The organism is Clostridium sp. HCS.1 (assembly GCF_047900555.1).
Classification (GTDB): Bacteria; Bacillota; Clostridia; order Clostridiales; family Clostridiaceae; genus Clostridium.
In genome coordinates this window covers 844,542-871,363 of record NZ_CP170704.1, presented here as the reverse complement: position 1 = coordinate 871,363, position 26,822 = coordinate 844,542, and the positions used below count along the sequence as shown (strand labels likewise).

The 26,822-nt window shown below is 28.7% G+C and carries 20 protein-coding genes; 2 read left to right on the top strand and 18 right to left on the bottom strand.

What is annotated here, in order from left to right; genetic code table 11:
* Nucleotides 1–114: 114 nt before the first annotated feature.
* From ACFYH6_RS04100 to ACFYH6_RS04015, 18 genes are all read right to left on the bottom strand, one after another.
* On the bottom strand, nucleotides 115–1,509 hold the full coding sequence (locus ACFYH6_RS04100; protein ID WP_416179684.1) for an alginate O-acetyltransferase: 1,395 nt from the start codon (nucleotides 1,507–1,509) through the stop codon (nucleotides 115–117).
* A gap of 14 nt (nucleotides 1,510–1,523) precedes the next feature.
* Entirely contained in the window at nucleotides 1,524–2,924 is a 1,401-nt protein-coding gene (locus tag ACFYH6_RS04095; protein WP_416179685.1) for an MBOAT family O-acyltransferase, read from the bottom strand.
* Nucleotides 2,925–2,928: 4 nt separating this feature from the next.
* Nucleotides 2,929–4,371 carry an alginate O-acetyltransferase AlgX-related protein gene (locus tag ACFYH6_RS04090; protein ID WP_416179686.1) on the bottom strand — a complete coding sequence of 481 codons (1,443 nt, stop codon included), beginning with the start codon at nucleotides 4,369–4,371 and terminating at the stop codon, nucleotides 2,929–2,931.
* Between the two features lie 307 nt (nucleotides 4,372–4,678).
* Nucleotides 4,679–5,758: an amidase gene (locus ACFYH6_RS04085; protein WP_416179687.1), complete on the bottom strand. Its 1,080-nt coding sequence runs from the start codon at nucleotides 5,756–5,758 to the stop codon at nucleotides 4,679–4,681.
* 3 nt (nucleotides 5,759–5,761) lie between these two features.
* Nucleotides 5,762–6,982 (bottom strand): phosphopentomutase, encoded by a 1,221-nt coding sequence (locus ACFYH6_RS04080; RefSeq protein ID WP_416179688.1) that lies wholly within the window; start codon nucleotides 6,980–6,982, stop codon nucleotides 5,762–5,764.
* A gap of 438 nt (nucleotides 6,983–7,420) precedes the next feature.
* On the bottom strand, nucleotides 7,421–8,593 hold the full coding sequence (locus ACFYH6_RS04075; RefSeq protein ID WP_416179689.1) for a YhfX family PLP-dependent enzyme: 1,173 nt from the start codon (nucleotides 8,591–8,593) through the stop codon (nucleotides 7,421–7,423).
* Nucleotides 8,594–8,605: 12 nt separating this feature from the next.
* Nucleotides 8,606–9,709 carry an aminotransferase class V-fold PLP-dependent enzyme gene (locus ACFYH6_RS04070; RefSeq protein ID WP_416179690.1) on the bottom strand — a complete coding sequence of 368 codons (1,104 nt, stop codon included), beginning with the start codon at nucleotides 9,707–9,709 and terminating at the stop codon, nucleotides 8,606–8,608.
* A 9-nt stretch (nucleotides 9,710–9,718) separates the two neighbouring features.
* Nucleotides 9,719–10,594 carry a phosphotriesterase gene (locus ACFYH6_RS04065; protein WP_416179691.1) on the bottom strand — a complete coding sequence of 292 codons (876 nt, stop codon included), beginning with the start codon at nucleotides 10,592–10,594 and terminating at the stop codon, nucleotides 9,719–9,721.
* Nucleotides 10,595–10,972: 378 nt separating this feature from the next.
* Nucleotides 10,973–12,265: a YhfT family protein gene (locus ACFYH6_RS04060; RefSeq protein ID WP_416179692.1), complete on the bottom strand. Its 1,293-nt coding sequence runs from the start codon at nucleotides 12,263–12,265 to the stop codon at nucleotides 10,973–10,975.
* A gap of 111 nt (nucleotides 12,266–12,376) precedes the next feature.
* Nucleotides 12,377–12,733: a DUF2620 domain-containing protein gene (locus ACFYH6_RS04055; protein ID WP_416179693.1), complete on the bottom strand. Its 357-nt coding sequence runs from the start codon at nucleotides 12,731–12,733 to the stop codon at nucleotides 12,377–12,379.
* A 49-nt stretch (nucleotides 12,734–12,782) separates the two neighbouring features.
* Nucleotides 12,783–13,136: a PRD domain-containing protein gene (locus ACFYH6_RS04050; RefSeq protein ID WP_416179694.1), complete on the bottom strand. Its 354-nt coding sequence runs from the start codon at nucleotides 13,134–13,136 to the stop codon at nucleotides 12,783–12,785.
* A 50-nt stretch (nucleotides 13,137–13,186) separates the two neighbouring features.
* Nucleotides 13,187–14,113, bottom strand: coding sequence for a GntR family transcriptional regulator YhfZ (gene yhfZ, locus ACFYH6_RS04045; protein WP_416179695.1), 927 nt, complete (start codon nucleotides 14,111–14,113; stop codon nucleotides 13,187–13,189).
* Nucleotides 14,114–14,295: 182 nt separating this feature from the next.
* Nucleotides 14,296–16,680: a TIM-barrel domain-containing protein gene (locus ACFYH6_RS04040; protein ID WP_416179696.1), complete on the bottom strand. Its 2,385-nt coding sequence runs from the start codon at nucleotides 16,678–16,680 to the stop codon at nucleotides 14,296–14,298.
* Nucleotides 16,681–16,753: 73 nt separating this feature from the next.
* Nucleotides 16,754–18,364: an extracellular solute-binding protein gene (locus tag ACFYH6_RS04035; protein WP_416179697.1), complete on the bottom strand. Its 1,611-nt coding sequence runs from the start codon at nucleotides 18,362–18,364 to the stop codon at nucleotides 16,754–16,756.
* Nucleotides 18,365–18,396: 32 nt separating this feature from the next.
* The gene (locus ACFYH6_RS04030; protein WP_416179698.1) at nucleotides 18,397–19,299 is read right to left on the bottom strand and encodes a carbohydrate ABC transporter permease; all 903 of its coding nucleotides are present in this window, start codon (nucleotides 19,297–19,299) and stop codon (nucleotides 18,397–18,399) included.
* Nucleotides 19,300–19,313: 14 nt separating this feature from the next.
* Nucleotides 19,314–20,231 carry an ABC transporter permease gene (locus ACFYH6_RS04025; protein WP_416179699.1) on the bottom strand — a complete coding sequence of 306 codons (918 nt, stop codon included), beginning with the start codon at nucleotides 20,229–20,231 and terminating at the stop codon, nucleotides 19,314–19,316.
* Nucleotides 20,232–20,320: 89 nt separating this feature from the next.
* Nucleotides 20,321–22,132 carry a glycoside hydrolase family 125 protein gene (locus tag ACFYH6_RS04020; protein WP_416179700.1) on the bottom strand — a complete coding sequence of 604 codons (1,812 nt, stop codon included), beginning with the start codon at nucleotides 22,130–22,132 and terminating at the stop codon, nucleotides 20,321–20,323.
* Nucleotides 22,119–24,386 (bottom strand): TIM-barrel domain-containing protein, encoded by a 2,268-nt coding sequence (locus tag ACFYH6_RS04015; RefSeq protein ID WP_416179701.1) that lies wholly within the window; start codon nucleotides 24,384–24,386, stop codon nucleotides 22,119–22,121. Before ACFYH6_RS04015 ends, ACFYH6_RS04020 begins: the two co-directional genes overlap by 14 nt.
* 414 nt (nucleotides 24,387–24,800) lie before the next feature.
* Between ACFYH6_RS04015 and ACFYH6_RS04010 the strand changes: the two genes are divergently transcribed.
* Together ACFYH6_RS04010 and ACFYH6_RS04005 are read left to right on the top strand one after the other, a co-directional pair.
* Nucleotides 24,801–25,649, top strand: coding sequence for a tyrosine-type recombinase/integrase (locus ACFYH6_RS04010; RefSeq protein ID WP_416180557.1), 849 nt, complete (start codon nucleotides 24,801–24,803; stop codon nucleotides 25,647–25,649).
* A gap of 4 nt (nucleotides 25,650–25,653) precedes the next feature.
* Entirely contained in the window at nucleotides 25,654–26,808 is a 1,155-nt protein-coding gene (locus tag ACFYH6_RS04005; protein WP_416180556.1) for an IS91 family transposase, read from the top strand.
* The last annotated feature ends 14 nt before the right edge of the window (nucleotides 26,809–26,822 follow it).

Genomic DNA, 26,822 nt, shown 5'->3' with positions numbered 1-26,822 from the left:
GTGACCTCTCAGGCTCCAAGTCACCAGAATATAAAATCTACCTCCTTCATGCTGATTGTTGAAACTCCCTAAGGAGTTTCTCATTTCATTCTTTCATTTTTTCATTCATTAACTCTATATTGGTATTTCTGATTTTTGATGTCTAGCTTCATCCTTAGATACAAAGTGCAATTCAATATTTTCTAAATTATCTAATTCTGAAGTTATTACAGAAAACTCCATATATTGCTTATCTTCATTAATATTTATTTTGCAATCCAATATTCTATCATTTATTTTTGCATAAGCATACAACAAATCATTGCTTTCTATAGGAACTTTGAAATTAGTTATTTTATCTCCTGATTTCTCAAGTTTATTAAATTCTATAGATACAAAATTATCTTTAATTAAATTCTTATAATTAGTTAAATTCTTATTTACTATTTTATTCTCCATTTGATTTACTGGGAAATAATAGTTCATATGAGTATATTCTGTAGATTCAAATAAAACAATATCTGGTTTAAATATATTAATATAGTACTCATAATTTACTACATTTCTATAATTATGAACTTTAATTATTTCTGAGAAGTTATCAATTAAAAATTTTTCTTTATCATTAAAATAACTTCCCGCAAAAATTAAAATTCTAGGTCCTTCTTTATTATCATAATTTTTATAGTGATAAAAATTATGATAATTACTGTCCATCTTAATCTCATTATTAAAATCACTTATAATTTGAGAATTATCATTTATCAAATTATAAGTAACTGTTTTTTCATCTATGCTAAAATTAGAATTTGGCAAAACAGTATTGAATTTTTCTCCAATATAATATTTACTTATATCAAAGGTACCCACTCTATTATCTAGATTATTCAAGTCCTTTAGTATCTCTGAAATACCTATAATTGCACCAGTTTCATTCCAGTGCCTTGCATCATATTCCTTGTCATATAATAAAGCTTGATTTTTATATTTTAATAAATTATCTATATTATTTGTGAAATTCACATCATTGTCTTCAAGTAATCTTAAAAAATAATCTATATTTTCCGTTGAATATTCATATCCCTTTGGTAAATACTCAGAGTATATAATCTCCTTACTAGGTTCTACAGCATATAAAAATTTTATTTCTCTTTTTTCGCAGTAATTTTGGAAGTTTTTAATAAAATTAGCAAATACCTCTTGGAATCTAGGTTCAAAATCCACTCCTTGTACCTTTGAGAAAACATATCCTTCTTCACCATATTGATAACTAGGATGAATCATTTCATTAAATAATAAATCCATAGATTTATTATATGCACTCACCATACTAGTTCTTAATCCGATTCTATCATTTACAAAACTTTCTATTCCATTAGTTAAATCTCCAGAATTAAATATATCTTCTATATTCATTAGTTTTTTATTATCAATTTCAGATATTACATCTCTTTTTATATTAAAAGTTATTATTGGTACTAATATAATAAAAGTAAAAATTATTATCTTAGATATATTAATTTTCTTCATAATAATTACCTCCTTTAAAATTGGAAGTAAATAAATGGACTATAAGTAGAATTCACTACAAAAATAATTGATATAACAAATAATATTGAAATACCTATTGTAGCTAATATTTCAAAACTCTTTCTTCCATTATACTTCTTAAGTTTATTAGCAATAAAAGGCATAGATCCAAGATTGGCCATTACAATCCAGAATATTAATTTTTTATTAATAAAGTAGATATACTCAAAAGTCAATGCTGATACATTATTAAATCCAAACATAGTTTTTATAAAACCTACTGCTTGTTCCAAGTTGTCAGCTCTAAATAAAACCCATCCTAATATTACTATTAACATAGTAACAATGTACTTTATTATATTGGGAATATTAATGTAAAATTTCTTATTTCTTATAAATCTTTCAATTAAAATAAATAATCCATGCCATAATCCCCATAACACAAATGACCAATCTGCACCATGCCAAATTCCTGTAACTAAAAATACTATAAATAAGTTTAAATACACATTTCCTCTTCTATTTCCACCAAGAGGTATATAAAGATATTCTTTAAACCAAGTAGATAATGAAATATGCCATCTTCTCCAGAATTCTGTTATAGACTTTGATATATATGGGTAATTAAAATTCTCCATAAATTTAAATCCAAACATATATCCAAGTCCTATAGCCATATCAGAGTACCCTGAAAAATCATAATATATTTGGAAGGTATAACAAATCGCCCCTATCCATGCAGTTGGAGTATCAATTCCACTATAATATTGAGTAAATATATTATCTGCTATAGCTGCTAATACATCAGCTATTATAACCTTCTTAGCTAGTCCAATAACAAATCTATTTATTCCATAACTAAAATATTCAATAGATTCTTTTCTATTTCTAATTTGATCATCTACTGTCTTATATTTTACAATTGGTCCTGCAACTAATTGTGGAAAGAAGGAAATATAAAGTGCCACTGAAAAAGGATTTTTATTAACCTTCCCATCTTTTCTATAAATATCTATAATATAAGACATTCCCTGAAAAGTAAAAAATGAAATACCTATTGGTAAAACTATATACTTTAATTGGAAATCCGTATTAAATGTTAAGTTAACATTTTTTATAAAAAAGTCATAATATTTGTAATAAAAAAGTAAAGCTAAATTAAGAAAAACACCAATGCCTAAAAATACTTTTTTTAGTATTATATCATCTCTTAATTTATCTATTAATATTCCAAAAATATAATTAATTATAATAGATACTATTAGTATCTTTAAATATTCTACTCCACCCCAAGCATAGAAAAAAAGGCTTGCTAGAAGTAAAACATAGTTTCTTACTTTCTTTCCTAGTATGTAGTAAGACAACAAAACTATAGGTAAAAAAGCAAAAATAAATATTGTCGAACTAAATACCATAAATTTATCCCTCGCTAATTTCTAATTTTATCTTTTGATATTGTTTTTCATCCTGTGAAACAAAATATAAATCTAAGCTGTTTTCATTTTCTAATTCCTTTGATATTAATGAAAATTCTATATATAAGTTATCTTCATCTCTCTTAATTTTACTATCTAATATCCTATTATTGATATTTGCATAAGCATATAATAAATTATCACTTTCTATTGGGATTATAAAGTTAGTTATTTTATTTCCTGAGATTTCAATATTATGGGTATCTATAGTTACAAAATTAGCTTCTACTAAATCATTGTAACTATCTAAGCTCTTAATATATGTTTTCTCTTCCATCATTATTGTTGGATAGTGATAGCCTGTATTTGTATACTCTGTTGATTCAAATAATACTATGTCTGGATTATAAATATTAATATAGTATTCATAATCTATTACATTAGTGTAATTATGTATCTTCATAACCTCTGAAAAGTTCCCAGTTATGAATTTTTCTTTATTATTAAAATAGCTTCCAGCAAAAATTAATAGTCTTGGTGCTTCAGTATTAGTTAAATTTTTATAATGAGTAAAGTATCTAAAGTTCTCATGTCTATATATTTCATCTTCATACTCTTCAACATACTCTAAATTATATTCTTTTAAATTGTAGTTAGTAGTTTCTTCATTAATTTTAAAATTAGATGAAAGTAATGTTTCATTAATAACTTGCTCTGCTTCATATTTATTAATATCAAAGCTTCCAACTCTACTATCTAATTCATTAAGCCTATCTATTATTGCTGAAATACCAACTATAGCTCCTGTTTCATTCCAATGCCCTGCATCATACTTTTTATCATATAGCAATACATCTTCAAATAAAGGATTTTCCTTTGCTTCTAATAAAGTATCAGAATTATTTAAATAGTTAACACCTTTTTCATTTAAAAGTTTTATAAAATAGTCTCTATTTTCACTGCTAGAATTATATCCTTCTGGTAAATACTCTGGATAAATGCTTGATTTACTTGGTTCTAAAGTATATAGAAATTTTATATTTCTCTCATTACAGTACTCCTGAAAGTCCTTTATAAAGCTTGAAAAAACCTCTTGAAATCTTAAGTTAACCTTAGTTTCTGGTAGCTTCAAATATATATATCCATCTTTTCCATATTGATAAGTGGGATGAACCATATCATTAAATAGCTTATCCATAGAATATGTGTATAGATTAACCATATTTTCTCTAAAACCTATTCTATCATTTGTATAAACTCCTATATTAGTAAAAACATCATTAATATCTTTACTGTCATTTATTATATCTTTATAATTCAATAGCATTCTGTTATCTATCATAGATATTTCATTTTCTTTAAAATTCATAAATAAAATTGGAATAACTATTATTAGACAAAATAATATTATCTTAATACCATAAATAAACTTTATATTTTTTTTCAAATTTGCTACTCTTTCTAATTTATTTGTAAATAATTAAAGCAATATTAATCTCTAAATAATAAACATTTTCATTATATTATATTATACAGATATATAGAATTAATTATAATACATCAAACTATTCCTTAAGCAAGCTTACCTTATATTATGTAGTTAATACTCTATTTTTCTTAAAATAACTTTAATATATTATTAATTTGTTCTTAATATTCTTCCAAATATTGTTCCCCTAGGGAACAATATTTGGAAATTACTTTTTCTTGAATAAAAAACCCTAAATGAGTATTTTCATTTAGGGCTTAAAATCCTATATATTTATGGGTTCAATAAACTTTTCTCTTTCTATAAAATATCTTTGGAACATTTCATTTTTATCTATTACTGAATCTAATTCTTTTGCTAACTCAAATGATTTAATCATTCCTTCTTTTCCTTGCTTTCCACATATTACAAATCCACTTGCTAACTTTTCTCCTGGAATTGTAATTCCTGTACATTTGCACATATTTATAGCTTTAACTAAGGCTTTACCACCATTAGATGTAATTTCTTTTTCTGCTTTTCCTTTAAAGCTTCTTTGTATGGTTTCATCATAACCATAAAGATCTATTGGGCCTTCGTAAGTTAATATAATATCTGCTAAATCACCTTCAAATATGTTATTTATTTCTCTTATTGCTACAGTTCTTTCATATATATTATCAAAGTTATATTCTATAAATTGAAGTCTTTTATTTTTCAAGAATTTAATAGATTTATCTATTTCTTCTCTCATATCAACTCCATCAGGTAATTTAATATTATTTTCTTTTGGAATTAAAATTCTAATAACATCCTCTTTACTTTCTATTTTTTCCTCTAGCATATCCTCTGTTGCTTTCTTTAGAATAGTAAAATTCTTAGCTATTATTCCAATTCCTCCACTAAAGGATATGCTATCTGTGGATAAACTTTTCTTTCCTGTAACTAAATTAATTCCAGAGCCAATAAAGGAGTATAAATTTGTACTAAGAGCAGGGGCTAATACTGAGCCCCCACCATCTGTTCCTATACCAAAGTCATTAATTCCTTTAATTATATTTATAGCTGTTCCACTACTTGAACCTGTCATACATCTATAAGTTAATGGATTTATTAAGTCTGTATCTACACTTCTCCCCAAATGGGACATCTTATCAACAGTTAAAAATAAATATTCTGAATTTTTCCTAAACTTATCCACTATAGCCATAGGAATATCCACAGTATTCTTCACACCAAAGGTTAAAACTTCTTCATTTTTATCTATAATTTCTTCATTTAAATTGTTATTTATTGAAACTACTGATTTATATAAATTTTGCTTAGCTAGTATATTTGCTCTATAAACTTTGGTATCTTTCTTCATATATTACTCCTTATTATTAAAGATATCCTTCAAAAAGCTTGTTCCATTTTCTGGACTATTAACTTTAAAGTAATCCGCTACAGTTGCCCCTACATCCGAAAGGGTTTCTCTTACTCCAATAAAGCCTTCTTTTAAGTTTTCTCCATAAATCATTATAGGAACCATTTCTCTTGTATGCTTACTATGTCCTATAGTTGGGTCATTTCCATGGTCTGCCATAACTAATAAAATATCATCATCATGGATAGTTTCTATTAATTCTCCTATTAACCCATCTGCAATTTGCAACTTTTCTGCATATCTATCTACATTTTCAGCATGTCCTGATAAATCAGTTTCTTGTACATTACAGCAAATAAAACCCTTATCTACTTCTTTTGATATTTCTATAGTTCTTTTTAAAACTTTTTCTGTATCTACCATAGAAATACTTGTACCTTTTTCATTTATAACTACATCTGCTACCTTTCCTAATAAATAAACTGGTACATTTTCCTCAGATAAAATAGTAGAAACTTGAGTTTTAGGATTAACACCATATCCTAAATGAATACATTCATATCCAGTATTATAAACACCAGATTTAGGTGCATTTATTCCAATATAATCATTACCTTTTTCTTCTTCTGCATTTAATATATCCTCTAAAGTAATTTCTCTTCCTCCAAAGGTAATTACCCTTGGTACTCTCGCTATAGACCTTACTATATGTCCAATTTCTAATACCTTCTTAAATGGAATTATATCTAAAGCAGATGTAATATTGAAAGCTTGTCCTAAGTCGCACTCTATATTATCTGCTACAGTAAGTGCATCTTCTACAACTAAATATTTTTCCTTTTTCCCATGTTTATAATCTACTTTATATCCTGCTTCTTTTATTGCTTGATATATTTCATCTATCTTGTTCTTTATAGGTTCTCTAAAAGGTACCTTTGGCTTAGTTCCCATTATTTCTTGATGTCCAAAGAAGGTATCAGCTCCAAAGTGAGTTAATTTAGCCTTCCCATAAGTAGCCTTAGGATTTTTCTTCATTCCATTTATTTCTTTATCTATGATATTTATTAACCCTAACCTTTCTAAATTAGGTAGCTTTAAATCTCCTCTTCTTTCCAATATATGAAGACAAGTATTAGAATTAATGTCCTGTGGTCTTGTTTCTGGCACATCATCCATTGCTCCTATTCCAAAACCATCAAGCACTATAACTATAAATTTACTCATTTAAAACCCTCCTTACAATTTTAGGTCCCCAGGGGACCAATTTTTTGGAAATAAATAAAAAGAAATTTCATCAGAGTTGTAGCCTAAGCCCTCCTCTATCATCCATTTCTTTTTATACTAATTATCTATTTCTTTTTATAACCATTATTTATTTCTTTTTATAACTATTAATGCAATTGTTATTAAAAATATAGGTAAAAATTTGAAGAGACAAATATACTTTATACTCAAATTAAAAGTAAATTTTTAGAATTTATATTTATCTATAGGTAGTAAAAATAACTAAATTTTTATTATCATATTAATCACATTTTAAATAACTTTAATTAGTCTTATAATTGATATTATTTAAAGATTACGCTCTCCAACTTCATTCAAATCTCTTACTTATTACTTTTTCTATTACATATTATTTTACTATTGGCCATTATTTTTTACTTATCTCTTAAAGTTTATAAGCATTTTCCCTTGTGCATCATAAATCCCAACTATTTCTGGATTTCCGTCTTTTATCCCCTTAACCAAAGCAACATTGCTTCTTGTTACAAAAATTTGAGTTCTAAATGCCATTACTACAGTATCTGATACCTTGCATCTTTCTGATAGTTCAAAATGATAATCAATGCTTTCATCTGTTGGAGGAATAACCTTTATTATCTTTGAATTACCTAAACTATCTCCAACTAAAGCATTTTCCATATGAGATCTTCTATAGTGACCTCCCCCATAGCAATACCCTTTATCTAATAAATTGTGTGAAACTTCAGTTACATAAACCATAGCTGGAAGCTCTACACCATTATTATACTTATGATATGGTGTACTTCCTGTTAAACCATGCCCTGGTTCTCCATGAGTACCACCTTCTTTATATATCTTCTCAATTGTATTTACACAAGTTGCAGAAGGCATATTTAATTGTTCTATCTTTATATCAAATTCTCTTTCAAGAATTTCTTTGGCCTCCTTAATAGTGTCAATATTATTTGTTCTCTTAACTTCATTACTTTCAACATCATATAAGAAACATGGAAAGGATGCTACTCCAGCAATATTAAGACTCTTAAGCTTAATTAATTCTTTTCCAACTTCCTTAAGTTCTTCTAATTTAAATCCACCATATTGACCTGAATATAAATTATCCTTTTCCCCTAATACTCTAAGCATAATATTTTGCTTAAGACCAAACTTCTCACATGCCTCATTTATTTCCTTAGCCTTGTCTAAAGTATAAACTGTTATGTAATCTGGCTTAGATTTAATTATTTTTTGAACTAAAGCCTTGGGTATTTGTACTAAGTGTCCAACATGTCCAATCTTAATTCCATTATTTATCATTACCTCGGCTTCTCTAAAATCCACTACTACAGCACCTTCGTATCCAAGCTTCATAAATTCTTTAGCTATAATAGGATTTCTTCCTATTTGTTTAGTCATAAAGTAAAGCTTAATACCATACTTATCAGCTTCTTCCTTTATTTTTCTAGCATTTTCAATTATAGTATCTAAGTCTATAACATAAGTATCAGGTAAAATTTCTCCTCTTTTATGGAGATCAAACGCAGCTTCAACTAATTCTCTATTTCTTTCTACGGTTTTTTCAAGAAACACCTTTGCTCCCCCTTACTTATTTTTTATTTCCCCTATTGCAGTTCTTAAAATTCTAATTATAGTATCTGCACCACTTCTCATTGGATTAATTCTAATCATTCTCTTTTCAAGAGTTGGATCTGCTGCTCTAAAGGTTCCTGAAACTCTATACATCATTGGAACAAATTCATATATAGATTCAGATCCAATTGGGTGAGAGGCAGCTCCATATTTAGTTGTTAAATCTAAAATATCTTCAGCAATTTCTTCGTTAAATTCTACTAAAAGAACTTTAGATTGAGCATTTGCAAGGAATGCATCTTTAACTTCTGGAATTTCTCCATTTCTTAATCTACTTACTAATTCTTCATTAACTTCAGATTGAATTGCTAAAGAAACTGGGGCATATACTAAGCCTCTTAAGGCTTCCATAGCTTCATGTCCTTGTACTTGGCTTCCACCTGAATAATTTAATGAATATACTTTATCTACTAATTCCTTCTTACCTATTAAAACTCCAACACCTTCTGGTCCTAAAACTTTGAAACAAGAAAAGCTTCCAAGATCAGCTCCACATTGATTTCCTATCTTTTTAACCTTTAAAGCTGCGTAGTTATCATCAGTAACTATTTTTATATTTTCATTACAATCCTTAATTGTAGTTATTACTTCTTCTAAATCATAAGAATCATCTATTTTTTGTCTAGTATTTTGAACTAAAGCACCTTTAATTTCTGGATGATTTACTACAACCTTTTTAATATCTTCTAAATCATTAAAATTAGCAGTAACAATATTAAGTCCCATTGTTTCAATAGTAACCTTAGAAGTGGGATATATAGGTGCATCATGTACTAAAATAGTATCTCCGCTTTTCATGAAACTTATAAGCCCCCATCTTATAGCCCCTGTTCCTGCTCCTCTTACTAATATTGCAGCTTCTGCATCAAATACTTCAGCAAAAACATTTTCTACCTTCTTAGTGTATGTTGGTTTATTTAACCCCTTTACAACACCTAAATCACCTAGGGATAATACTTCTCTACCATCAAAATGTTTTGTTATAGTATCAATTATTTTAAATTGTAATTTTTTTGCTTCATCTAAACTTATCGAATGTAGTGGGTAAGTTTTCATAAATTCCTCCTATTTAAGGCCATAAATATTTTTTATATTATTAACTAACATATTTTCAATATGCTTGTTAGAAATTTCTTTTTCATATAATCTTGGTAAGAAATCATCTATTAAATAACTATAACCAAGACCTCCATTTTCTTTAAAGTGAGATTTTCTTGTAATATCCATAGACATAACTATTTGATTACTATAACCTCTATTACAAAGCTCTTTTAGCCAATTTGCTCTTTCTTCATCTGGTTGGTAATTATTCTTTCCAATTGTATCAAAGGCAATATTAACACCTGTATCTAATACTCTAAACATATATTCTAAATCACCACTTAAATCTATATGACTTAAAGTTACCTTAGATAAATCAACATTAAATTTTTTAAATATTTCAATTTGTTCAAGACCTAATTTTCCTAAAGTGGTATGAGTAATTATAGGTTTTCCTGTTTCAACATGAGCTCTTGAAGCAGCTTCAAAAACCTTTAGCTCCATATCTTCGATCTTATTTAAGCTAGTTCCAATTTCACCTATAACATCAGCTTTAGTAGATGTGCCATCAATTCCATTTACAATTTCATCAATTAGGATTTTAGCCATTTCTCTTTCATTTATTCTATAAACTTCTTCAGGTAAGAAAGGCTCCTTATAATATCCAGTAGCTTGAAGGATATTTAGCCCAGTTTCTCTAATAACTTCTGATACATAATCCGTATTTCTACCCATACCTCTATTAGTAACATCTATAATGGTAGAAACACCTTTATTCTTTAATTCTTTAAACTCTTCTATAGTTTGATCTTTATTATTTAAAAAACAATCCTTATCTTTCTTAACCCCTGATAAATCTATTGTTATATGCTCATGAGCATATATTATTTCCTTTTCCATCTCAAATCACCTCTCTTTGAATATAGAATGTAGAATGTAAAATATAGAATTGTAGCAATAATTCAGACAAGCTGAATTATGAAATTTTCTAAACTCCTATGGGGTTTAAATATTAATTTTTCATTCTTCATTATAAAGCAGTGCTGTTTAATATACAAAATTTTGTATATTATGTATTAAATTTGTTTAATTGTTAAATAAATATAGTTAAACAAATCTTTATCATATATCAATTCAATAATTAAACTCTAATTCTTTTTATGTAATAACTCAGCCGAAGCTGAGTCACTACATTAATTAATTATTTATTATTTTATAAGTTATTACCTTATTATTTACTTAATTATCTATTACTCATTAAGGATTAAGCATAGATTATTACGCTACTACAAATAATCCAACTAAGTATAATATGTTTATTAAAATTCCTACTCCAATTGCTCCAACTGGACCTACTGCCATATCTACTATTGGTTTCTTTGAAGTCTTGTTTAATACATATAAACCAATTACTGCATATAATCCAAATCCTGGTGCCATAGCTTGTGCAGCCATCATACCACCTATTAATAAAGCAACTTCTAGAACTTTACTCATAGCTGTTCTTATGTTATCTCCACACTTTCTAACTCCTGGGAACTTGTCCATTAATCTAGCTAGTCCATCTAAGAAGAAGACTTCTAAAGCCATCACTAGTGCTCCAGCTACGAATGCTAATATTGGGTTTCCAATTAAGAATCCAACCACGAATACAAATGTCATACCTGCTGGTGCATAAACCCCAGTAGAAATTGCTGTTGTAGCTACTAGTGGAATAAATCCTATACCTCTTGCAAATGCAGTCATTGCTGCTTCAGTGTTCTTTCCTTCTGCTAAAAGATTTAAACTGATTGGGTCTCCAGCTAATAAGCTAAGGCTAGTTGCTGCAGAAATTAATCCACCCATTAATGCTAATAAAGGTAAGTTCTTTTTAATTTTCTTAACTCTTTCTGAGAATATTGATACTAAGTCAACTTTTGGTGCATTTGGATCTGGTTTTTCTTGAACTGCAAATACGATCATAATTATCATACCAGCAAGTAAAGCCATACCTTCTTTATCTAAAGTTATTTTTGCTCCATTTATAGTGAATACTCCATATATAGCTGTTATTTGTCTAACTAATAGAGAAACTATTCCTGTTAAGAAACCTTTTTTAGTTCCAAATTGATATGCAACAACTAAAGCTGGGAATACAGCAAATGCTACTGTAATTGGTGTTCCTACTTGTTTTAAAGCATCTAAGAAATTAATTGGTAAAAGTGCAAATAAATCAACTACAAATTGTAATCCATAAACTATACCTATTCCATAAACAGCTCCCACTGCTCCTGAAACAATCATACCTTTCTTTCCAGCTGGACAGAAAGAACCTATAATATCTGTACCTAATAAGATACTGTGTACTAATATAATTGATGCAGCTATTGAAACTGGAATACCAAAACCAATAACTAATCCAAAACTAAGTGCAAATGATGTTGCTGCTAATGCTTTTTTATCCATTCTTCCATCTAAATACTCAGGAACGATTGGTCTTAATCCATCGTTAAATACGGCAACCCCTGTATTTGATAAAATTGCTGCTAATGCTCCTAAAAGTGCTATTACTACATATTGAAGATAATGCATGTATAATTCCTCCTAAATTTTCACATTTTTTATATTAATTAATAATTAATAAACTTTTTATACCACTTTATATAATTTATCTTTTGCAAAATATTTTTTATCTATTTTATATTAAAGGATGTATTTAAGAATTACTGGAATAACTTCTTCTGCGTGTTGAGCTGTAAATCCATATGCTTTCTTTCCAGCTTCTACTTCAGCCTTAATTTCAGCTTCTGACTTAATGATACCTGGCATTGAAACTGTTGCACAACTTCCCATTCCAAGTAATGCTATTGCCATTGCTAAAGCACCACCACCACCAGTGTTGCAAGCTCCTAGATAATAATCTGCTGTTCCAGTTTTAATGGCCATAGCTGCTTCAATATCACTTTTTATTTCTATAGTAACTTTATCACCAGCAACTTTTGCTATAATATCAGCAACTTTTTGCTTGTCTATTTGTCCACCAACAACTATTCTTTTCATTTTAATTCCTCCATATTTATTTATTTGTTTATGTATGATTAATATATTTTTATGCTTGTGCTAATAATGTGCAAACATGCATTACAATAAAATTAACTTCCTCTTTTGGAATCTCCCCTAAAAATTCCTTTAAATCCTTTACAAGAAGCATAGATTCATTGTATTTTTCTTCTAATTTAAGAGCCTCAAGTATATCTGCGTCTATATCATTTACAGTTTCATTTTTATCTATTCTTTCTAATGCTGAACATAAATGAGTTATAAACATAGAAGCATTATCTTCAACAAGTTTTATATTTTTTACATTCTTAAAATACTCTATAACCTTTATTACCTTATTATAATTGCTTTCTGATAACATTCCTGAGTTCTTTAAAATTTCTAATCTGATAGTTAGATCCATAATACCCCTCCAATATACATTATTTTGTACTTTCATATAATAAATACCTCTTAATATTGAGGCATTATTTTCTTTTCCATAACTAATTCTTGATATTCCTTAACTTCTTTTACATCTAAAATTCTTGTGAAAAGTACTGGGACAATTGAATTTTTCTTATTTGCAATAATCACAGCTTCAGTATCTTTGATATTATTCTTTTCACCATCTATTGGAATAAACTTAATTTCCTCTGCTCTCTCTTGAAGATCATCTAAATTCCAAATAGCTGCATCAATTTTATTGTCCTTAATTGAAGTTAGAAATTGACTGTAATTTAACGGAACGTATTGAACATCTAAACCTTCAAAATACTTTTTAGTCAACATAAATTGATCTATTGAAGATGTATCTATTCCAACTCTAGTCCCCTTTTTAAATTCTCCCTTAAAATCTTCTGCTACTACTATAATATGCTCGTTAACATAGCTAAAATTCCCAAAAGCTTTCACTATCTGAATATCTTTATTATTTTCCAAATAGAAATCTGCTGTTAGTCTTGAAGTTACTGCAAAATCATATCTTCCATCTTCTAATGCTTTTAATCTATGATTAGAACCTCTCATGAAAGCAAGGTTAGTATTAACTCCATTATCATTAAGACACCTGTAAATACCTGTTGCTAAACCTTCATATCTTTTTGAATAAGGTAGTGGCATTACACCTACCAAGGATTTTATACCAGTTAATTCTAAAAGCCTAATATAATCTATTTCCTTTATAAAGGTTCCAAGATGCCCTCTAGACTCTAAAGTTATAGCCTCTTCTTCTTTTAGAAACTTTATAGCAGATTGAATAGTTCCTCTAGCGGTTTCGTATATTTCAGCAAGCTCTGCAACTGTCTTTATTCTATCACCTTTATTTAAAGGTAAAAACTCTACTGCTAAAGAAGTAATTGCTATTCCAAGCTTCTGCATAAGCTTACTTTGAACATCCATTTTCTCACTCCTAAGTTAATGTACAATATTTTGTATATTTATAATAACACCTTATGAATACATTTGCAATAGTTTTTTCCCAATATTGTTCCCCTGGGGAACAATATTGGGAAATTATATGTTTATATTAGTATTATTTATAATTTTTAATATACTTATTATCCTTTGAAAAATATTAATTATTAAAAGTTAATAAATTCACTAGCAAGTAAAATTTCATTTAATGGTCCCATTATTTCAGGTTTTATATTCATAGATTGTAATTCTCCTAAAATATAAATAATACTTTTACTTTCCTTTATTTTACTAACAATATTAAAAATATCATTTTTTAAATCAAACTCAATTTCTGATTCATTTAAAAAATCAAAAATCCTTTTATTTATTTGATTAGTACTTTTATTTACATTCTCTAATTGTACAGTAATTTTACTTTTTATATTAGTTAAAGGAATATATACAATTTTTGCTGATATATCATGGTTATAACTTAATTGGATATCTTTAAGTTCATCTAATCCGCTATAAACTTTTACTACAACATCATTATTTATTCCTCTAAATACTAATTTATATCTTCTTTCTTCTGGTAAAATACTTATATTACCTGTAGGCTCATTAATTATAAATTCAGCTTTTTCTTCATAATTAAAACTATATAAGGTTTCACTCCACTCTTCTGAAATATTAACACCTTCATCTTCTTTTAACACAAACTCTCCAGACTTTCCTGAAATTATATGAATTTCTAAGAATTCAGGGTTATCAATGTTATTTCCTTCTTTTCTTCCATCAAGTGGAATAATGCTTCCTTCCTTAGCTAAAACTGGTATATTATCTATCTTTCTATAAAAATCAATTTTTCTTCCACCTACATATGTTAATCCTGTAAATAAATCCATCCAATTTCCATCTGGAAGCCATCCAGAAAACTTTGCCATACCTGTTGCTTTATTAGTAGGACTAGTAATAGGACATACTATCATTTCTGATCCAAAATAATATTCATTTGGTACTTGATATGATTCATATTTTGATGGATTATGGTAATACATAGGCTGTATCAATGGAATACCTTCTAAAGATGCTCTATAATTCATGCTATTTAAATAAGGAATCATGCGATGTCTTAAACGTAAAAAGTATTTCATTACTTTTTCTGCAATTAAGTTATATCTCCAAGGTTCTTTTCCATTAAATTCACTACTACTACTATGAAAACGCATAATTGGAGAAAACACCCCAAACTGAAGCCATCTTACTGCTAACTCATCATCTTTAACTCCATGCATATGTCCACCAATGTCATGACTCCACCATCCATATCCAATATTAGATGCATTTGCTGTAAAGTACGGTTGATATTCTAAGCTCTTCCATGAAATAATAGAATCACCTGAAAATCCTACTGGATATCTATGACTTCCTGGTCCTGAATACCTAGAAAAAATTAAACCTCGTCTAGAATTTCTTTGATTATCTAAATAATGATAATGATTTAACATCCATAATGGATCTACTCCTTCTACTCCTGAGTTATTACCCTGTTGCCAGTCAATCCACCAAAAATCAACACCTTGTTCTTCTAATGGGTGATGTACATAATTAAAATAACCATTTAAAAACTTTTGATTCCCAATTTGAAATTTAATAGGATCCTCATTACTTACATCAATGCCCATATACTCAGCAAAGGGTTTATAACAATCTTCAAAGGCCCTTACCCCATCTGCTGGATGTACATTTAAAGTAACTTTCATCCCCTTATCATGAAGCTCTTTCATAAATCTTTCTGGATTAGGAAACAAGTCTTTATTCCATGTATATCCTGTCCATCCTGTGCCATACTTTGGATCTACCTCTGTTATATGCCAATCCATATCAATAACAGACACAGTAAAAGGTATATTTTCTTTTTCAAATCTATTCATTAATTCTAGATATGATTTTTCTGTATATCTATAGTATCTACTCCACCAATTACCCAAGGCATATTTAGGTAGTAAAGGTACTTCTCCTGTTAAATGATAAAAATCTTTTAAACATTCTATGTAGTTTCTACCATATCCAAAGAAGTATATATCATCAGCTTCTGTATCTTTCCTAGAATTAACCCAACCATTTTCCTCTAAAATCAAAGAACCTTTATCATTTAATAAAGACCATCCTTCCATAGAAAGAATTCCTCTTTCTAATGGAACTTCCCCATCTGCCTCATCTAAGGTTTTAGCTGTTCCCTTTAAATCCCTTGGCTCATCACCATAATGCCATATAGAAGAATAACAAGCATAATTTCCATTAATATCTATCTTTAGCCCTTCTGCTGAAAATTCCTTTTTATTGTATTCTAATCTTAAATTACTTGTAATGATTTGCAGTCCATTTTCATTATCAATTATTCTAAAATCAGTTAAATCAAAATTTCTGTTAACCACCATTTGAGTGGCTTTATCTACAAATTCACCTTTCTTACTATATTCCATTCTAATTAAAGATGGAGTTAATACTGTAAACCTATAGTTCCTTCCTTGAATAATAGCTTCCTCTGAAACCTTTAAATTTATCATGTAAATTCCTCCTGATATAATTAGTCAGATGCAATTGACATCTGACTAATTACTTTAAATTTATAACAACTTATTACTTACCAATATAACGATTATAGGCTGAAGTTCTTATTTCAATTAACCTTTCTAATCCCATTGTATTTAATTGCTTAACATATGAATCCCATTGAGCATCAATATCTATGCTACTATCACTAACCCATAACGCTAACATTTCTTGTACATATTTATCAATGTCTGTAGTAATTGTTGCAAGCTCTTCTGATTCCTCTAAAGTATACATAACTGTAGGGTATGGAGTTCCAATATATTCTTCTGCCATTTTACTAATTTCTAATTTCAGACCATCTCCACTTTCAGAAGAAAGTGTAAGTTTATCATTAAGTGTATCAGAAGCATACTTAGGTCCAAAATCTCTAGTACTTTGTTCCCAATACCATGCATCTGCACTTGTTCCTGTTGGAGGATTTAACAATGAATAATTTCCACTTGAATCCTTTTCAATAACAGTTCCAATTGGTCCCCAGAAATTTTGAATACTTGCTTCATCTGTATAGAATTCATCTATCCAACGAGCAACTACTTCTGGATACTTGCAGAACTTAGTAATAAGTACTTCATTTCTTCCTAATGCACCTACACCATTTTCATTACCATATGCATATCTATTACCATCTGGTCCAGCTATTGGTGCAATTGCAACATATTCATCACTCCATTTTCCAAAAACAGCATCTGGTACCCATTCATAAGACATTCCCACCCTAGGAATATTCGGATCTTGATTCTTAGCAGTTAACATTGTATTATCTTGAGTAAATACTTCAGAATCAATAATTCCTTCTTTGTACATTTTTTGAGCCCATTTTAATCCTTCCTTATAGGCTTCTGAAGTTTTAGCATAATATAACTTTCCATCCTTTAGCATCATATCACTATCAATTGCATCATATCCAAATGGAGTAAAGTAATATTGGTTAAGACTACCTGATCCTGATATAGGAATTTCATCATTTGGATCTCCATTTCCATTTGCATCCTTTTCCTTAAAAGCACGAAGAACATTATTTAATTCTTCAATTGTTGTAGGTTCCTTAAGATTAAGATTATCAAGCCATTTCTTATTTATCATTAATTGGCCTGATACCTTTGGCCTAGCTGGTAGCCTTTTACCCAATGAATAAATCTTTCCATCTGGATAAGTTGTTAATTTCTTTAACTCTGGATCATTCTCAAGAATTTTTTTATAGTTTGGCATATATTTATCAATTAAGTCATCTAAAGGCATAAAATAATCAAGGTTGGAAAGGATATCTGTATCGCTCATTGTAGCACTACCGAAAATAACACTTGGTAATTCTCCACTTGCTAATAAAATAGATTTTTGTTCTCCCCAGTCATTTAGAGATTGTACTTGCCAATTAATCTTTACATTAGATTCCGTTTCTAAATCAACTAAAAATTTGTTTTTTGTAAATGTATCCCCCATATTACCCCATCTAGTTGTGAGGACATCAATTCTGATTTCTTCCTTAACAATTGGCATTCCTTTTTCATTAAAAGAATCCCCTAAGTCAACTTTTTCTACAGTTTTTGTGTCTTTTCCAGCACATCCTGCTAGTACCCCTGTTGCCATTACAGAAATAAGAATTGCACTACATAAACTTTTTATATTTTTTCTCATTTTCTCTCTCCTTTTATATAAAATTATTTTTATTAACCCTTAATTGAACCAACCATAACACCCTTGTTAAAGTGTTTTTGAACAAATGGATATACACACATAATTGGAGCTGTGGAAATAATAATAACTGCATATCTCATTAAATTTGCGTTTCTTATTGCTATTTGAGCAGCTTCACCTGTTCCCATAGCTGATTGCATTTGATTTGTAATTAATATATTTCTTAAAATCAATTGCAATGGATATAATGATTCATCTCTTAAGTAAATTAAAGCATTAAAATATGAATTCCACATTCCAACTGCTGTCCATAATCCAATTACAGCTAAAATAGCTTTTGAAAGAGGCAATACAATCTGTATAAAATATCTTATATTTGAGCATCCATCTATTTTAGCAGCTTCCCATAATTCTTCTGGTAAACTTGATTGGAAGAAAGCTTTTGCTACTATAATGTTATAAACGCTTACTGAAAAAGGAAGTACCATTACCCAAAAATTATCATAAAATCCTAATTCTTTAACAGTTAAAAAAGTTGGAATTAAACCACCACTAAAAAACATAGTGAACATATAAAACCATGTTATTATTTTTCTTCCTACTAAATCTTTTCTAGATAGAGCATATCCAACTGGAATATTAACTGCTAGTCCAATGAATGTGCCTAAAACAGTATAGATAATAGTATTTCTGTATCCTATCCATATCTGGGATGTTTTAAAAAGTTCCCTATATCCATCTAAGGTAATACTTTTAGGTAACAATAAAGTTTGTCCATTTCCTACTGCTGATGGATCACTTATTGATGCTATAATAATAAAATATAAAGGATAAGCCACAATAACAATTCCAATTATCGCTATTATTATAAGTGAAACATCAAAAACCTTATCGTTAGTAGAGCTCTTAATCTGTGCAACTGTATTCTTTTTCATTTATTTACCCCCTCCTACCAAAGACTGTTATCGCTAACTTTTTTAGAAATTTGATTTACTGTAATTAAAAGAATAACATTTATAATAGTATTAAATAATCCAACTGCTGCTGAATAGCTATATTGGTTACTTAGCAATCCTGTTTTATACACAAGAGTTGAAATAACTTCACTTGATGTTGAGTTTAAAGAGTTTTGCATTAAATATACCTTCTCAAATCCAACATTCATTATTCCTCCAACTCTCATAATCATAAGAATAACTGCTGTTGGTAAAATCATCTGTAGGTCAATATATTTTATTTTTTGCCATCTTGTTGCACCATCTACTGTTGCAGCTTCATATAAACTAGGATCAACTGCTGAAAGAGCTGCTAAATACACAATGCTATCCCATCCTGTATGTTGCCAGACATCAGACCATACATAAACATCATTAAAGGCACTTGCACTTCCCATTAAATTTGGTGCTTCAGCTCCAAAAATGTTATAAATAACTCCAATAAGTCCACTACCAGGAGATAGGAAAATTAATAATATTCCAACCATTACTACAGTAGAAATAAAATGAGGTAAATAAGTTACTGTTTGAAACACTTTTTTTAATGTCTTATTTCTCATATGATTTAATAAAAGTGCCATTATAATGGGTAAAGGAAAACTTGCAATTAAACTATATAAACTAATTGATAATGTATTAGTTATAGAGGTTTTAAATTGATAAGATTTAAAAAATTTTATAAAGTGTTGAAGTCCAACCCATTCACTTCCGAAAATACCTTCTATGGGTTTATAATCCTTAAAGGCTATGATTATCCCATACATCGGCTTATAAGAAAATAGTATAAGCAAAATAATAGAAGGTAACATTAATGCATATAGTCCTCTATTTTCCCATATGGAATTCCATGTTTTATTTCTTTTTTTATTCACTTTATTGCCTCCTAGCCTTAATTTAATTTAGTATCAATATATCTATTAATAAAGCACTTTTTTTCTTAAATTAAAATGCAAATACCTTCTTATTCTCCAAATGCATAATTTATAGCATATGCCAAAAAACCTGCACAGGTTGCAAATGCCTCACCAGTAGCACATTCACCTGTATATTCATCTACACTTTCACAAGCAATTCCATTGTCCATAATACATTTACTTAGATTCTCTTTTGCCTTTTCTTTATCTCCACACAAAAGACTATTTGCAATACTTAAAATCCATGGATGTGGTGCATGTTTGCATCCAATATCAGAAATTGGACATTCGGCAAAGGAGTATGGATAGTCTTTTCTTTTAATTATATCTACAGTATTTTTCCATATCTCATCATTCATATTGCAAAATCCATAATAAGGTAATAACAATAAACTTCCTGGTGGTTCATCATAAATATCCCAATTATCATTTTCATCAATGGACCAGGCAAATATATCTTTCCCATCCTTTTCTTTTACACAATGAGTAAAAATAGAGTTTTTTACTTTACTTGATTCTAATTTTAATTTGTTTATTTCTTTTTCTGACCATATGTCTTTATACATATGGGATATATCATTTAGTATCTTCCATACGAGAGCATTATTATAAGTTAAATATGGATATACTATCATATCATCTGTTGGCTGTAGCATTGTTTCATATAATCCAATAGTTTCATTCTTTTTCTCTTCTAGTATTTCAAGAATCCTTTTTACTCCCTTTTCTACACAACTTTCATGAAGAATTGTATTGTCTGATGTTTTTTCAAAATAGTTATATAGTGCAATAATTGGTGCACATAATTCATCTAACTCAAATCCAGGTTCAAGAACAGTTCCATCAATATAACGACTATGTATACCTACATTTCTAATTTGCTTTTCGAATACATAAATCAACATTTTTCTAGCCTGCTTAACATCAGCCATTAATATAGCAGGAAAACTCCATAACAAACTATCCCTATCCCAATAAGCTGCACTTACATAATATCTTGGACTTCTAGATGTCATTAATGTAAGATCCTCAGTGTCAATTGTTATACCTGATGCAAAGAAGTAACTAAAAAACATATTTAAATTTAATAAATAATCTAATTTTTCATTCTTTGTTGTTTTTATACGCTTTTTTAACCAATTCTTTGTTTTTTCATATTCGTAATTATATCCTTGCCTTAACATTTCCTTTGCAGATGTAGTAGCTGAAACTTCCTCAAATCCAATTCCAAACCAAAAATCTTGCTCTATTTTCCCACCAGCACTTATAATATCCTCTTTAATAATTTCATATATTATTTCATTATTTTTTTCCTTATACTCATAACTTATATCTGATTGTTCTTGTAGTTCAGTTAATATTGGAGCAAAGGCAAATAAGGAATATCCATTTCTCATATCTAATACAAAGGAATTATTCCATCCACTTTCATAAACAAACTTCTTTAAATCAATTTCTTTACTCTCATTTATTGAATGATATGCTTTGCTCCAACATCCCTTTAACCCAATCTTGATTTCTGCATTATTTGGTGTTTTATTTTGCAAAGCAAGATGATAGCAAAATCCTCTTTCATTTATTGGTGCTAATAATGTCCCTTCTACTATTAATTCATCTGTTTCCATCTTAAAACAAGGAATCCAATAATTAATATATTCCCAAGTTAGACCTTCTATTGGAACTGGTATACCATTTATACTAATAGTAGGTTCCAATAGAGATAACTCTTTATTTCCCATTATCTCCAGCATTCCCTTAGCTCCCATATGCAGAAAGCTTATTCCTTCAATTCCTCCATTACTTTCCTTAATTGTTGGAAGTGAAATAAATTCATTTCCAGTTACTCTATATTTCTCCATAAAAACCTCCCTTTTCAACCTTAACTTCTAATCCAAAAATTTTAGCTTTTTCTTTATTTTCTTCATTATCAAGGTTAGATTCATTTGACATATTTCCATACCAATAACCATTGGCTTTTATTTTTTCTCTCTGAACTTTCATTTCCTTTAAAAAAGCATCCCTATGTATATTTCCATATCCAAGTAAAAGTAAATTCTCAAACTCATCAATAGTATTTTTCATTGCTCCAGACTTTGTTTTATCACCAATTATTAAATTTTCATTAGTTACAAAAGGTAATATTGTTCCAGCTTTAATAAATACAGGGATTTCTTCTATGCTACAGGTATAATCTATCCATGAATTTCCACTGTACTCTTTTCCAGTCCATAAGTCATACCATACTCCATCTGGAATATAAATTTTTCTCCTATATTCACCTTCATTAATAAGTGGAGCTACTAATATATCTCTACCGAACATATATTGATCTTCAATATTACAACATTCTTTATCTGTATAATCATAAATTAGATGTGCCATAAGTGGTCTTGATGTTTTAACACAATATTCTGATTCCCTCCAAATGTATGGAAGTAAATTCATTCGTAAATTTGCAAATTTCCTATAAATATCTATAATAGAATCATCATTCCAAATCCTTGCTAGATTCCATGGGGTTCTATCATTATTCCATTCTTCTCTCTCAGTCATGAAAAATTGCCCATTTCTTGGTTCTGAATGGAATTGCATAATTGGAGAGAATAATGCCATTGCTGATGCTTTTAAATACAATTCTTTATTAGGAACCTTTCCAGCAAATCCACCTATATCAAAGCCCCAAAAACAAATTCCTGATAACCCTGCTGAAATTCCAGCTTTAAGTTGTGATTTTAATTCTTCAAAGGTTGACATTTGATCTCCTGCCCAATGTGCTGGAAACTTCTGTGCTCCTGCATATCCAGCTCTACTAAAGGTAATTCCTTCTATACCACTCTTATTGAAAAAATTATGGTAGGCCTCTACATACATATTGGGATACATATTATGCATTTCTTTTACACTTTTTTGGTTATCTAACACACAAGATTTATCAAATAAAAATTCTCCACCATCTGTTTTAAATCCAGCCACCCCTAATTCTGTTACCAAATATCCTCTTTTATCAAACCACCACTTTATTGTTTCAGGCTTCGAAAAATCAGGAACATAAGATCCAGCAAACCATAAATCAGGTATTATATAAGGCGTGCCATCAACATTATTTATGCATAAATTATTTCTAACAGCATATTCCCTATCATAATCAAGCTGTACACCATTATATTCAGCATCTTGCTTTATAACTGGGATTTGCCATAATATCAATTTTAATCCGTTATTATCCAAGGTCTGTACAAATTCCTTAGGGTTTGTCCACTTTCCATTATCATCAAATTCAAAATCACTATATGATACCGGTTCACCATTTTCTTTTGGAGTATATTTGGCATCGTTCCATATATAAAATGTTTTTTCATCACTCCAAGCTTCTAATACCATAACAGTTGCTGGAATTTGTAATTCTGACATTTTATCAACTTGCTCTAATGCTTCCTTTTGTGTATTCCAACCATTAGATGACATCCATGGTCCAAACATCCATAATGGTGGCATTTTTATTTTTCCAGTTTCACATGTATAATCATTTATAATCTTTTTTATATCTCCAAAATAAATATCTTCTTCTATAATTTCTAAATTACTTGCAACATCAGAATAAATTTCAATTTCTGAATAAATTCCCTTTTCTGTAATCTTATAATTATGTTGAACAGTATTTTTCTGATATAATCCAACTCCATAATTTGTGAAGAAGAATGGGCTTGGTAGATAAGAATATTCTCCCTGCTCACAAAACTTTTCTATAACATAAGATTTTGGATTCTTACCTATTTGATTTATAGAATCAAATTTTTCTCCAAATCCATATATGCCATCTGCTTTAACAGTAATTTTCTTAAGAATATTATATATCTTTCCATAATGGTCATATCTAATTGTAATGTTAGAAGGCATATGGTATAAGATATCTAGGCTTTCATTCTTAACCATCATCCCCTGATTATTTACTAAAACCTCAAATCCATCAAATTCTTTTTTATATTCAAATATCTCTAGTGCTTCTGTGAAAGAGTTAGCATCAACTAATTCCTTAAAATTTATTTTTATTTGTTTATTATTTTCTAGTTTAGCTGAAAAACAATAAATCTTATTATTATTTTCATAATGCATTTCTATTACGTTATCTTTAATTTTATATATTATAGGATCTTTAAGTACCTCTTCTTTAAGAATTGGAACTGTAAAAACTTCTGTTAACTTATTACCATAATTATCTTGAAAAAAGTATTCTATTTCTCTTGTATCTAGCTTTGGAATAATTTCAAATTCTATACTTCTCTCACTTGCCTTTAATAATTTAGCTGAACAATCTTCCTCTCCATCTTCACTATAAATTAGTTCTACACTATTATTTTCATCTAATTCTTCAATAGTGCATCTTATTATTATAGAACTAAATCGCTAAAAGCGACGGCTGGGGTTAGTGATTAAACTTAATTATATATGGAAAAAATAAGAAGTGAAGTTTCTTTCTCAAGGAAGCTTCACTTCTCACATTTTATGCACTTTTTAAGGAGTGATAAAATGTATAAAAAAATTGAAAAAATGATTAAGGATCTAGAACTTCGTGGTCGTAGCAAAGATACTATCAAAAATATGGTTTGTGCTATGAACAGATTTTCTAGATACTATAATCAAGCACCCGAAACATTGGGTGAAACAGAAATTATACAATATCTAAATTATTGCATTAATGATAGAAAATTATGCAGAGGAACTGTAAATTATATTAATAGTACTCTAAAATTCTTTTATGTCGTAACACTTGAAAGATCATGGAGTGATTTAAGAATTCCTAAACTTAGATATGATAAAACCTTACCCCAATATTTAACTAAGGAAGAGTTAAAACATTTATTGGAATCCACCACTTATTTAAAGCATAAAGTAATATTTTCAACTATGTATTCTGCCGGCTTACGCGTTAGCGAAGTTATAAACTTAAGAATCTCTGATATTATAAGTGCTGAAATGAAAATTAGAGTTAGAAATGGTAAAAGAAACAAAGAAAGATATACTTTATTATCAGAGAAAAACTTAGAGTTATTAAGGCTGTATTGGAAGAAGTTTGGATATAAAAATTACTCTCCTGATGATTACTTATTTATATCAAGACAAACAAAGAAAAAGTTAACTAGTCGTGGAGTTCAAAGTGCTATTGAAAAAGCTGTGGAAAATGCAGGGATAAGTAAAAAAGCTACTCCGCATACTTTAAGACATTCTTTCGCTACCCATCTAATGAATGATGGTGTTGATTTAGTAACTATTCAAGCATTAATGGGACATTCAAATATGAAAACAACCTCAATATATTTACATGTAAGAGATTATAAAACATTAAATATAAAGAGTCCATTAGATACATTGGAGTAGTTTCATGAATTCACTTCAACATATTATGGAATTACACGGGGAATCCTATACTAAATCAAAAAAGTTACCACCTAATATTCTAAAAGCATTATATTCTATTAAAGATTGTAGAACTGCTGCGCTTGGCGGCCATGTATATGAGTGTGATGAGTGTGGAGAAAAAAAGATTTCATATAATTCATGTAGAAACCGTCATTGTCCTAAATGTCAGGCTTATGCTAAAGAAATATGGATTTATGAAAGAAGTAAATCTTTATTGCCAACTCACTATTTTCATATTGTTTTTACTATACCAGAACAATTAAATTCTTTAACTTTATTTAATCAAAAAGAAATGTACTCTATTCTTTTTACTGCTGTTTCCGAAACTTTGCTAGAATTAGCAAAGAATAAAAAATACTTAAATGCAAATATCGGTTTTACAACTATTTTGCACACTTGGGGTCAAAACTTAATGTATCATCCACATATACACTGCATAGTTCCTGGTGGTGGATTAAGCACTGACAACAGTAAATGGATAAAATCAAAAAAGAAATTCTTTATTCCTGTGAAGGTGCTTTCAAGAAAATTTAGAGGTAAATATTTATTTTACCTAAATGAACTTTATAAAAATAATAAGCTGAAATTTCCAAGTAGTATTAAGGAATTTCAATTTAAAGAAGTCTTTAATGTATTTAAAGACAATTTATACAAAAAAGAATGGATTGTTTATAGTAAAGCACCTTTCAGTAGTGCAGAATATGTATTGCAATATTTAGGTAGATACACTCATAGAGTAGCAATATCGGATAATAGAATTATTAAAGTTGATAAAGAAAAAGTTATATTTAAGTGGAGAGATTATAGAGATAAAAATAAAGAAAAAGTAATGACCTTAAAACCAGAAGAATTTATTAGAAGATTTTCAATGCATGTATTACCTGATAGATTTATAAAAATAAGACATTATGGTATTCTAGGAAATAGAAATAAAAAACTAAAATTTAAGCGCTGCATAGAGATCTTTAGGATTAAACCAAAAGATTTTGAGAATCTATCGTCAGCGGAGCTATTTTTTAAATTAACAGGAATAAATATAGGTAAGTGTAGTAAATGTGAGAATGGAAATTTAATAAAAATAGAGAAAATCATGCCCAGAAGTACTTCCCCACCATAAATAAAAGTAAAAGT